General features: G+C 68.7%; 11 protein-coding genes and 1 riboswitch. Of the genes, 8 read left to right on the forward strand and 3 right to left on the reverse strand.

Going from position 1 to position 10,393, the window contains the following annotated elements; genetic code table 11:
- Together AC1DY5_RS27635 and AC1DY5_RS27640 are read right to left on the reverse strand one after the other, a co-directional pair.
- Window positions 1–1,360 (reverse strand): SLC13 family permease (locus AC1DY5_RS27635; protein WP_478116573.1); only part of this gene is annotated, 1,360 nt, incomplete at its 3' end.
- A gap of 4 nt (window positions 1,361–1,364) precedes the next feature.
- On the reverse strand, window positions 1,365–2,213 hold the full coding sequence (locus tag AC1DY5_RS27640) for an aldo/keto reductase (protein ID WP_478116574.1): 849 nt from the start codon (window positions 2,211–2,213) through the stop codon (window positions 1,365–1,367).
- Between the two features lie 127 nt (window positions 2,214–2,340).
- Here AC1DY5_RS27640 and AC1DY5_RS27645 point away from each other — a divergent pair, with 127 nt between their 5' ends.
- The 8 genes from AC1DY5_RS27645 to AC1DY5_RS27680 all read left to right on the forward strand — a co-directional run bounded on the left by AC1DY5_RS27645 (window position 2,341) and on the right by AC1DY5_RS27680 (window position 9,545).
- Complete coding sequence (locus AC1DY5_RS27645; protein WP_478116576.1) at window positions 2,341–2,928, forward strand: helix-turn-helix domain-containing protein; 588 nt, start codon at window positions 2,341–2,343, stop codon at window positions 2,926–2,928.
- 3 nt (window positions 2,929–2,931) lie between these two features.
- A complete protein-coding gene (locus AC1DY5_RS27650) occupies window positions 2,932–3,498 on the forward strand; it encodes a GNAT family N-acetyltransferase (protein ID WP_478116578.1) in 567 nt (188 codons plus the stop codon).
- Window positions 3,499–3,502: 4 nt separating this feature from the next.
- A riboswitch (TPP riboswitch) is annotated at window positions 3,503–3,596 on the forward strand.
- 68 nt (window positions 3,597–3,664) lie between these two features.
- Window positions 3,665–4,765 carry a LuxE/PaaK family acyltransferase gene (locus tag AC1DY5_RS27655; RefSeq protein ID WP_478116580.1) on the forward strand — a complete coding sequence of 367 codons (1,101 nt, stop codon included), beginning with the start codon at window positions 3,665–3,667 and terminating at the stop codon, window positions 4,763–4,765.
- Window positions 4,762–6,231, forward strand: coding sequence for an acyl-CoA reductase (locus tag AC1DY5_RS27660; RefSeq protein ID WP_478116582.1), 1,470 nt, complete (start codon window positions 4,762–4,764; stop codon window positions 6,229–6,231). Before AC1DY5_RS27655 ends, AC1DY5_RS27660 begins: the two co-directional genes overlap by 4 nt.
- Window positions 6,232–6,239: 8 nt before the next feature.
- Window positions 6,240–6,986, forward strand: coding sequence for an ABC transporter ATP-binding protein (locus AC1DY5_RS27665; RefSeq protein ID WP_478116584.1), 747 nt, complete (start codon window positions 6,240–6,242; stop codon window positions 6,984–6,986).
- Complete coding sequence (locus tag AC1DY5_RS27670) at window positions 6,983–7,750, forward strand: ABC transporter permease (protein ID WP_478116586.1); 768 nt, start codon at window positions 6,983–6,985, stop codon at window positions 7,748–7,750. Before AC1DY5_RS27665 ends, AC1DY5_RS27670 begins: the two co-directional genes overlap by 4 nt.
- A gap of 14 nt (window positions 7,751–7,764) precedes the next feature.
- Entirely contained in the window at window positions 7,765–8,766 is a 1,002-nt protein-coding gene (locus tag AC1DY5_RS27675) for an ABC transporter substrate-binding protein (RefSeq protein WP_478116588.1), read from the forward strand.
- 11 nt (window positions 8,767–8,777) lie between these two features.
- Window positions 8,778–9,545: an SDR family oxidoreductase gene (locus AC1DY5_RS27680; RefSeq protein WP_478116591.1), complete on the forward strand. Its 768-nt coding sequence runs from the start codon at window positions 8,778–8,780 to the stop codon at window positions 9,543–9,545.
- 14 nt (window positions 9,546–9,559) lie between these two features.
- Here AC1DY5_RS27680 and AC1DY5_RS27685 read toward each other — a convergent pair.
- A partial coding sequence (locus AC1DY5_RS27685; RefSeq protein WP_478116590.1) for a sigma 54-interacting transcriptional regulator occupies window positions 9,560–10,393 on the reverse strand: 834 nt, incomplete at its 5' end.

A 10,393-nucleotide genomic window follows, 5' to 3' on the forward strand; every position in this document is an offset into this window, starting at 1 on the left:
GGTCGACGCAGCCGAAGAGTCCCATCAGCAGGCAGCCGATCAGCGCCGCCTGCACATTGGGCAGCACGCCGCTGACCATCAGCACCACCACCAATGCCAGCGACGCCAGCGCGAACGGCGCGCGCGAGGCCGCGGGTGATACCTCGTCGAACTCAGCCGGCAGGTTGAAGAGGATCAGGTCCATGTCGGGGCGCAGCCGGCGGATCGCATGCCAGAGGCCGACCACCAGCAGCGTGTCGCCGGCCTTCAGCGGCACGTCGAGAATGTCTCCGCGCTCGGGCGTGCTGCCGTGCTTCAGGCCGATGGCCGACACCTCGTGCTGGGCACGCAGGCCGGCCTCGACGATGGTCTTGCCGATCAGTGCGGAGCCCGGCGGGACCAGCACCTCGGCCATGCCGATGTCCTGCGCATGCTCCGAGAAATAGGCGCCGGCGAGCGGCAATCGTTCGAGCGCCAGACGATGGCCGAGTCCCTCCAGGTCGGCGCCGGGCCGGCAGAGGTCGAAGAAGAGCACGTCGCCGACCTCGATCGCCGTGCCCGGCGCCAGGACGTCGCGCGCAAATCGGCGGCGACGCTCGATGGCCAGCAGATTCAGGCCCGGGATGGCGCCCGCCTCGAGCGTTTCGAAGACCCGGCCGACGGCCGTGGACCCGGGCCGCACGCGGAATCGCGACCCGCGTTCGGCCAGTGCGTACTCGTCGATCCACTGGTCGAGCCCGGCCCGGCGATCGGCCGTCCGGGGCGGCTGCTGCGCGCCACCCAGCCAGCGCCGCACGCCCAGCATGTAGATGATGGCGATCACCAGCAGCGGCAGGCCGAAGGGCGTGAAGCTGAAGAAGTGGAAGCCCTCGGAGCCCTCGCGCACCAGCTCGGCATGGACCACCAGGTTGGGCGCCGTCGCCACTAGCGTCAACATTCCGCTGATCAGCGCCGCGACCGACAGCGGCATCATCAGGCGTCCCGCGGCGACACCGGTGTTGCGCGCCACGCGCATCACGATCGGCACGAAGATCGCCACCACGCCGGTCGAACTCATCACCGAGCCGACCGCAGCCACGATGAGCATCAGCAGCACGATCAGGCGCGTCTCGTTGCCGCCCGCCCGGGCCACCAGCAGGTCGCCGAGCCGCTGCGCCACGCCGGTGCGCAACAAGCCCTCGCCGATCACGAACAGCATCGCGATCAGCACGATGCTGGGGTCCGCAAAGCCGGCCAACGACTCCTGCATGCTGATCACGCCGGTGAAGGGCAGTGCCGCCATCATGAGCAGCGCGACCACATCGGTGCGAGGGCGGCCGACCGCGAACATCAGCACGGCACCGGCCAGCAGCGCGAGGACGAGGCCGAGTTGCGGGGTCATGGGCTCAGATCATGGCCAGCGGCTTCTTGCGCCGCGGCGCCGGGTGCAGGCCGTCGATCGCGGCCAGCACCTCCGGACTCAGCGCGAGGCCGGCCGCCGCGAGGTTGTCGCGCAGATGGGCCTCGCGCACCGCCTTCGGAATGACCGCCACGCCGGACTGCGCCAGCACCCATGCCAGCGCAAGTTGCGCCGCGCTGATGCCGAGCCCGCGGGCGATCTGCTGCAGTCCGGCGTCGGCGGCCAACGCGCCCTGGTCGATCGGGCTGTAGGCCATCATCGGCATGCCGCGCGCGCGCTGCCAGGGCAGCAGGCTGAACTCGGGGCCGCGCTCGGCCACCGAGTAATACACCTGGTTGGCGGCACAGTCACCGGCCAGCGCGGCCAGCTCCTCCATGTCGTCGGTGTCGAAATTGCTGACCCCCCAGCGAAGGATCCTGCCGTCGGCGACCAGCGCCCGCATCGCGTCCCGGGTGTCGGCGAGCGGGTGCTCGCCGCGCCAGTGCAGTAGGTAGAGGTCGATGTGGTCGAGGCCCAGTCGCGCAAGGCTGCGCGCGCAGGCCTTCGGGGTGCCGCTGCGGCTGGCGTTGTGCGGATAGACCTTGCTGACGATGAACAGCTCCTCGCGCTTCACGTCGCCGGCACGCAGCGCCTCGGCCACGGCCTGGCCGACCACCTCCTCGGCGCCGCCCTCGCCATACATCTCGGCCGTGTCGATGAGCCGCAAGCCCATGTCGATGGCCGCCCGAACCGCGGCGACTTCCGCGGCCCGACGCGCCGCGGACTCACCCAGCTTCCAGGTGCCCAGTCCGAGCGCGGGCATTTGCCCGCCGCCGGGCAATGGCAGGTATCGCATGGGAACTCCTTCTCGATCGGGGCCGAACCGCTCCCGCTCGCCACGATGCTAACCAAGCAGCCGCCGTGCCGGGTGCTTGGGGCGCGGACTGGACGATCTATCCAATATATAGGATACTTATTCCAACATGACGGATCAAACAAGCGGACTGAACGAGCGCATCGCCGAGCGGGTGCGCGAACTGCGGGCGGCGCGCGGCCTCTCGCTCGACGCGCTGGCCGCGGACTGCGGCGTCAGCCGCTCAATGATTTCGCTGATCGAGCGCGGCGAGAGCAGCCCGACCGCGGTCGTGCTGGAGAAGCTCGCCACCGGCCTGGGCGTGGCGCTGGCCTCCTTGTGCGAGCCGGCGCAGGCCAGCGACAGCCCGGTGGCGCGGCTGGCCGACCAGCCCTTGTGGCGCGATCCGCATTCGGGCTACGTGCGGCGCAACGTCTCGCCGGCCGGCGGGTCGTCGCCGATCCAGATCGTCGAGGTGGCCTTTCCGCCGAAGGCGCGCGTGGCCTACGAAAGCGGCGCACGCGAGTCGCGCATCCACCAGCAGGTGTGGGTGCTCGAGAACAGCATCGAGGTCACGGTCGGCGATGTCTGCCATCGGCTCGACGCCGGCGACTGCCTGGCGCATGTGCTCGACCGTCCCGTGAGCTATCACAACCCGACGCCCCGCGTGACGCGCTATGCCGTCGTGATTGCCACCCTGCCCTCTGCGTGGAGATGAAAAATGGCCACCGATACCACCCCTTCCGTCCACAGCATTCGCCGCCTCGACACGGTCTCCGAAGCCCAACTGCGCGCGCTKGCCGAACTGCTGATCGACTGCGTCGACGGCGGCGCCTCGGTGAGCTTCATGCAGCCGTTGCCTCTGTCGAGGGCCATGGCGTTCTGGCGCCAGGTGGCCGAGGGGGTCGCCCGCGGCGAGCGCGCGCTGCTGATTGCCGAGGATGCGGAGGGCATTATGGGAACCGTGCAGCTGGTGCTGGCCCAGCCTGACAACCAGCCGCACCGCGCGGACCTGTCGAAGATGCTGGTCCACCGCCGCGCACGATGCCGGGGCTGGGGCGAGGCGCTGATGCGCGCGGCCGAGCAGTTGGGCCGCGACCGCGGCAAGACGCTGCTGGTTCTCGACACTTCCAGCGACAGCGCCGAGCGGCTCTATGCGCGCCTCGGCTGGCACCGGGCCGGGGCGATTCCCGGCTATGCGCTGCTGCCGCAGGGTGGTTTGTGCGCGACCACCTATTTCTACCGGGAGCTGGACCCCGGAGGCCGCGCGCGCCCGGGATCCATGTAATATCGACATCGCTCCGGGGTGCACGCCACAGTGCTGAGATCTAAACCCGCGAACTTGAACCGGTTAATGCCGGCGGAAGAAGAGCAATCACTTCGAGCTTCGGCGCATCCTGCCGAGGTCGACGTGGCCTTCGGAGCATCCGTTTCACGGTCACGAAGAAGTCCTTATGAACAACACCTCCGCGGTCACGGGTGCGGCCGGCGACGTGGTCGCCGACGTCCTCGCCTTCATCGCGCAAGACGGGTGCACCGACGATGCGTTCGATCGGCTGGCCCTGCGCCTGTTCGCCCACCAGTACGGCAACAATGCGGCCTATCGACGCTTCTGCCAGCGGCGCGGCGCGACCCCGCGCAACGTGAAGCGCTGGAGCGACATCCCGGCCGTGCCGATCGACGCCTTCAAGGAGCTGGAACTGCGCTGCGAGCCGCCGGCCGCAACCGACCKGGTCTTCATGACCAGCGGCACAACCCGCAGCGAAGTCAAGGGCCGTCACTTCCATCCGACGCTGGCGGTCTACGACCGCTCGATGATCCGCAACTTCTCGCAGCGCTTCATGCAGGGGCGCGGCCGGATGCGCATGGGCATCCTGTTCCCCACCGAGTCCGTGCTGCCCAATTCCTCGCTGGCCCACTATCTGGCGCTGGCACTGGACGCCTTCGGAACCGGGGAGAGCCGCTACTTCATGAGCCCTCAGGGCTTGGACCTCCCGGGCCTGTGCGAGGCCCTGTCGGATGCCGAGCATCGCGGCGAGCCCTTTGCGCTGCTCGGCGCCAGCTACAGCTTCGTGCACCTGATCGACGAACTCAAACAGCACGGCCTGTCGTTCCGCCTGCCCGCGGCCAGCCGGGTGCTGGACACCGGCGGCTACAAGGGACAGTCGCGCGAACTGCCACTCAACACCTTCTATGCGGAGCTGGCCGCGCTGCTCGGCATCGAGCGATCGCACTGCATCAACATGTACGGCATGACCGAGCTCAGCACGCAGTTCTATGATGCCGGCAATGCGTCGGTGCCCTCGGTGAAGTCCGGGCCGCACTGGATCCGCTCCCGGCTGGTCGACCCGCTCACGGGCCGTGAAGTCGCGCCCGGCGAGCGCGGAATCCTGGTTCATTGCGACCTCGCCAATTTCAATTCGGTGACCACCATCCTGACCGAGGACGTGGGCCTGGCAGCGGACGGCGGCTTCCTGCTGCTGGGTCGCGCCGAGGGCGCGCAGGCCAAGGGCTGCTCGCTGGCGGTGGAGGAATTCATCCGGGCGGCGGCATGACGACGCTGCACGCGGTTGCCGGCTACCTGCCCGGCCTGGCGCCCGCCGAGGTTGCGTGGCAGACCCTGGTCTTCGATTCGGGCCCGACCCGACTCGAGGTCGCGGTGCCCGTGTTGAGCCCGGAACAGATTCGCGCGCTCGCCGTGCGGGTCAAGCAGGCCAGCCGCCGCCATCTGAAGACCATGACCGTGTCGCAGATCGTGGCCGTCGTGGACCGCGCGATGGCCCGGCTGCTGGACCCGGCCGACCCCTGCCGCCAGGAGCTCGACCAGCTGCTGCCGATCGTCAGCGGCTACGACGCCGAGATGGTCCGCCTGGGCCTCACGGCCTTCTTCAAGACCTTTCGCGCGCCGCAACTGCATCGCTTCGTCGCCGAGGATTTCGCCAATCCCAAGCTGCTGGACGAATTCCAGCCACGCCCCAAGGGCGGCGCGGCCAAGGCCTTCGGGCCGGATCTGCTGGTCCACAGCTGGGCCGGCAACGTGCCGGCTCTCCCGCTCTGGAGCCTGGTCTGCGGATTGCTCGTGAAGGCCGGGAACATCGGCAAGCTGCCGAGCGCGGAGCCGCTGTTCGCGGGCCTGTTCGCGCGACTGCTGGCCGAGGTCCATCCGCCGCTGGCCGATTGCCTGGCCCTGGTGTGGTGGAAAGGCGGTGCCGAGGAACAGGCGTCGGCCCTCTATGCCGAGGCAGACACCGTGCTCGCCTATGGAGGCAACGATTCGCTGGAGCAAGTCCGCCGTCGGCTGCCGGTCACGACGCGCTTCCTGCCGTACGGCCACAAGCTGGGCTTCGGCCTGGTGAGCGCCACGGCCCTCGATACCCTGCGTGCGCCGGCGACCGCACGCCTGGCCGCCTGGGACGTGATGCGCTACGACCAGCAAGGCTGCTATTCGCCCCATGTCTTCTACGTCGAACGCGGCGGCAGGGTGTCGCCGCGCCAATTCGCGCAGTACCTCGCCAGCGAGCTCGCCAACCTGCAGAACCGCTTTCCGCGCCGCGCCCTCGCGCTGGAAGATTCGGCCGCGGTCGCCGGCTGGCGCCAGGGCATCGAGCTGCAGGCGATGGCGGCGGGCGGCGGGTTCAGCGGCGAGCTGATCGGCGAGGACGGTGCCGCCTTCGGGGTCGCCTACACCGATGAGGCGAAAGACCTGGCACCGACGGCGCTGAACCGCAGCATCCAGGTCGTCGCGGTCGACACGCTGGACCAGGTGGTCGCGCGGGTGGAAGCGCAGCGGCCCTTCCTGCAAACGGCGGGCGTGGCGGCGGCTCCGGCCGAACTGTTCCGGCTGTCGGAACTGCTGGGAGCCGTCGGCGTGACACGGATCAGCGCCATCGGCGCGATGAGTTCGCCGGAGGCGGGTTGGCACCACGACGGCCGGTTCAACCTGCTGGACCTGGTGCGTATGGTCGAGATCGAGCAGTCGGCAGAAATTGCGGCCGACAAGCTGGCGCCTTACGCCGACTAGGATCGACCGTGAGCTTCCTCGACATCGACAAGGTGGGCTTCACCTATCCCGGCTGGCCGCCGGTGGTGCGCAGCATCGACTGGACCATCGCGCAAGGCGAGTTCCATTGCCTGGTCGGCCGCAGCGGCTGCGGCAAGACGACCTTGCTCAAGCTCGCCGCGGGCCTGCTGCATCCCCAGACGGGCAGAATCCGCCTGCAGGGCAAGGAAGTGGTCGCGCCCGGCCCGCAACTCGGCTTCGTGTTCCAGTCGCCGACGCTGCTCGAGTGGCATCGCGTGATCGACAACGTCCTGCTGCCGGTGTCGCTGCAGCACAAGCCCACCGTGGGCGAGATCGACAAGGCGCGGCAATTGCTGGCGCTGCTGGGCCTGGCCGACCACGCCCAGCACTACCCCCGGCAGTTGTCGGGCGGCCAGCAAAGCCGCGTGGCCCTGGCGCGCGCCCTGATCCTCGAGCCGGCGCTGCTGCTGCTGGACGAACCCTTTGCCGCGCTCGACGCGATCACGCGTGGCGAGCTTCAGGACGACCTGCTGCAGATGTGCCGGCTGCGCCGCACCACCGTCCTGTTCGTCACGCATGACATCGCCGAGGCGGTGTACCTGGGCGACCGGGTCGCGGTGATGGACCGCGGCCGCATCGTCTGCGACATCCGTGTCGAGGTGAGCAGGCCACGCGCGCCGGCGATGCGCTACGGCGAAGCCTTCAATCGGCATTGCGCGCAGGTGCGCGATGCGATGGACATGGCAACGGCATGAACAAGGCCTCCGCACGCACGCGGCTTGGCGCCTGGGCGCTACTGCTCGCCCTGCTCGCCGGATGGGAACTGGCGTCGCGCGCCTCCGGCGTGTCGGCGCTGGTCCTGCCGGCGCCTTCCGCGGTGATGAAGTCGCTCTGGATGGGCCTGTCCACCGGCTACCTGTGGCCCCACATCCGCGCAACCGGCCTCGAGCTGCTGCTTGGCCTGTCCACCGGCTGCCTGATCGGATTCGCCAGCGGCGTGGCCCTGGCCGAGTCGACGCTGCTGCAGCGCCTGCTGAAGCCCTACATCGTGGTCAGCCAGGTCGTCCCCAAGCTGGCGCTGGCGCCGCTCTTCATCGTGTGGTTCGGCTTCGGCATGACGTCGACGGTGGTGATCACGGCGCTGATCTGCTTCTTCCCCTTGATGGAGAACACCGTGACCAGCCTCCAGCAGGTCGACCCGCAGCGGCTGGAACTGTTCCGGATGCTGGGCGCCACGCGGCGCCAGACACTGCTGCGCCTGAAGCTGCCTGCCGGCCTGCCCGGCATCCTGGCAGGCCTACGGGTGGCGGTAGTGCTCGCGCTGGTCGGCGCCGTGGTCGGCGAGTTCATCGGCGCCAGCCAGGGGCTCGGCGCGCTGATCATCGCCTCGCAAGGGATGATGGACACGCCGTTGATGTTCGCGGTGCTGGTGGTCATCGCCGCGCTCGGGCTGCTGCTCTACGAGATCACGCTGGCCGTCGAGAGGCGACTGCTGCTGCCCTACACCCGAATCTCATGAAGGAACCACTGTCCATGCAAAGACCCATCGCACGCCGTACCGCGCTGCTCGCGAGCGCCGCGATCCTGGCCTTGACGGCCGCCCGCGGCGCCAACGCCGCCGACCCGCTCGAGAAGATCACGGTGGCCGGCTGGAGCAAGCCGATCACCGAGATCACGCACCTGCTGGTCGAGCCCGACAAGGGCATCTTCAAGGCCAACGGGATCGATCTGGCCTACGTGCCGGGCGCCGGCGGGGGCGACGCGATCCGCAACATCCTGACCGGCCAGGCCGACGTCGCCTTCACCGATCCGGGGGCCTTCTTCTCGGCCCTCGACAAGGGCGAGAAGCTGCGCGCGATCTACGACATCTACCCGCAGAACGTCTTCAACGTCGTCTCGCTGAAGTCCGCCAACATCACCAAGCCAGCCGACCTGAAGGGCAAGAAGATCGGCGTCTACAGCCTGTCCAGCGGCACCCGCCAGAACCTGCTGGTGCTGCTGCACCAGGCCGGCCTGTCCGAATCCGACGTCACCATCGTCGTGACCGGGTTGTTGAACTTCGCGCCACTGCTGCAAGGCCAGGTCGATGCCACCGCCGCCACCGACACCGGCTTGCTGGTGGGCAGGCGCAAGGGACTGGGCGAGGTCAACGTGATGGAGGTGCGCAGCCATTTGAACGTGTCGAGTGACCTGTTCGTGGTCCGCGAACAGGTCTACCAGCAGCGCAAGCCCTTGCTGAAGCGCTTTCTGAAGGCCTATCGCGAGAGCGCGGCCTGGATGATCGCCAACCCCGAGGAGGCGGCAGGCCTGGCCGTGAAATACGCCATCGACGGCACCGACCGCGCCACCAACCTCGAGGTGATCCGTCTGCGCAATGCCGCCACCGTATCGGCCGCCACCGCGAAGAACGGCCTCGGCGCCTTCGACCTCGAATCGCTGCAGAAGGCCGCCGATGCCTACCGCAAGCTGGGCCTGATCGAGCACGAGATCCAGGTCCCCGACGTGGTCGCCACGGACCTGCTGCCGGCACGATGAAGGCCGACGCCATGAAGTTCGACGGCAAGGTGGTGCTGGTTACCGGGGCCAGCCGTGGCATCGGCGCGGCCATCGCGCAGGCCTTCGCAGCCGAGGGCGCGACGGTGGTGGTCAACCACCTGAGCAACGACGACGCCGCTGCCGCCGTGGTCGCGGATTGCAAGGCCGCCGGTGGCGATGCCTGGGCGGCCAAGGCCGACGTCAATTCGGCCGCGGCCGTGCAGGCCATGGTGGAACAGGTCCTGGATGAAGCAGGGCGCATCGACGTGGTGGTCAACAACGCCTTCCGCCCCTACTCATTCGACCCGCAGCGCCGCGCCCTGTTCGACGAGACGGCGTGGCAGGACTACCAGGCACAGTTCGACGGCGCCGTCGGCGGCACCTACAACGTCTGCCGGGCCGTGCTGCCGCACTTCAGGCAGCGCGCCCAGGGCAGCATCGTCAATATCGTCAGCGACCTGGTCGAGCGCCCGGTGATTCCGTACCACGACTACACGACCGCCAAATCCGCGCTGGTCGGCTTCAGCCGCAACCTAGCCGCCGAGCTGGGGCCGCTCGGCATCCGTGTCAACTGCGTCGCCCCCGGCCTGGTCTATCCCACGCAGGCCAGCCGCGCGACCCGGGAAGAGTTCCGCGAGTCGCTGATCGCTGCCACCCCGCTGCGTCGGATCGCCCGGCCCGAGGACGTGGCCGGTCCGGTGCTGTTTCTCGCTTCCGACTGGAGCCGCTTCATGACCGGACAGGTGCTGTTCGTCGACGGCGGCCTGGTGATGAGATAGGCACGGTCAGGGAGTCACTGAGACTTGAATTCGTCCGCCGTGATACCGAGCTTGCGCAACTTGTCGTGCAGCGTCTGCCGCGCGATGGCCAGCGCGCTGGCGGTGGCCGGCTGGTCACCCTGGTGCTTGCGCAGCGCCTCGACGATCACCGCCCGCTCGAAGGACTCGACCTGCTGCGGCAGTCCGCGCGGCAAGGCGGGTATGGCTTCGGCGTTGCCGCGCACCTGCGTCAGGCGCTCGCCCAGCAGGCCAAGCACGAAGCGGTCGGCCACGTTGCGCAGTTCGCGCACGTTGCCGGGCCAGGCGTAGGCCATCAGGTCGGCGACCTGCGCGCTGCTCAGGATCGGGGCGACGCGCTCATAGCGCGCAGCCGCCAACAGCGTGAAATGCTCGAACAGCAGAGGGATGTCCTCGCGCCGTTCGCGCAGCGGCGGCAGCTCGATGAAGGCGACGCCGAGCCGGTAGTACAGGTCGGCCCTGAACTTCTGCCGATCGCTCATTTCCTTGAGGTCTTCCTTGCTCGCGGCCACCACACGGCAGTCGAAGGGAATGGCCTTGTTGGAGCCGATGCGCTCGATGGAGCGCTCCTGCAAGGCACGCAGCAGCTTGATCTGCACCGCCATAGRCATGCTCTCGATCTCGTCGAGAAAGAGCGTGCCGCCGTTCGCGTATTCGAACTTGCCCACGCGCACGCGATTGGCGCTGGTGAAGGCGCCGGCCTCGTGGCCGAACAGTTCGCTCTCGGCCAGCGCCTCGGGCAGGCCGCCACAGTTGAGCGGCACGAAATGCTGGCGGCGCCGTTCGCTGTGTTCATGCAGGCAGCGGGCGATGAGTTCCTTGCCGGTACC

This window comes from Variovorax sp. P4_D9, assembly GCF_056401695.1.

Excerpts from the sequence above, each read along its gene's own strand:
- AC1DY5_RS27640 (WP_478116574.1), bottom strand. The coding sequence starts at position 2,213 with ATGCGATACCTGCCATTGCCCGGCGGCGGGCAAATGCCCGCGCTCGGA.
- AC1DY5_RS27645 (WP_478116576.1), top strand. The coding sequence starts at position 2,341 with ATGACGGATCAAACAAGCGGACTGAACGAGCGCATCGCCGAGCGGGTG.
- AC1DY5_RS27660 (WP_478116582.1), top strand. The coding sequence starts at position 4,762 with ATGACGACGCTGCACGCGGTTGCCGGCTACCTGCCCGGCCTGGCGCCC.
- AC1DY5_RS27670 (WP_478116586.1), top strand. The coding sequence starts at position 6,983 with ATGAACAAGGCCTCCGCACGCACGCGGCTTGGCGCCTGGGCGCTACTG.
- AC1DY5_RS27675 (WP_478116588.1), top strand. The coding sequence starts at position 7,765 with ATGCAAAGACCCATCGCACGCCGTACCGCGCTGCTCGCGAGCGCCGCG.
- AC1DY5_RS27680 (WP_478116591.1), top strand. The coding sequence starts at position 8,778 with ATGAAGTTCGACGGCAAGGTGGTGCTGGTTACCGGGGCCAGCCGTGGC.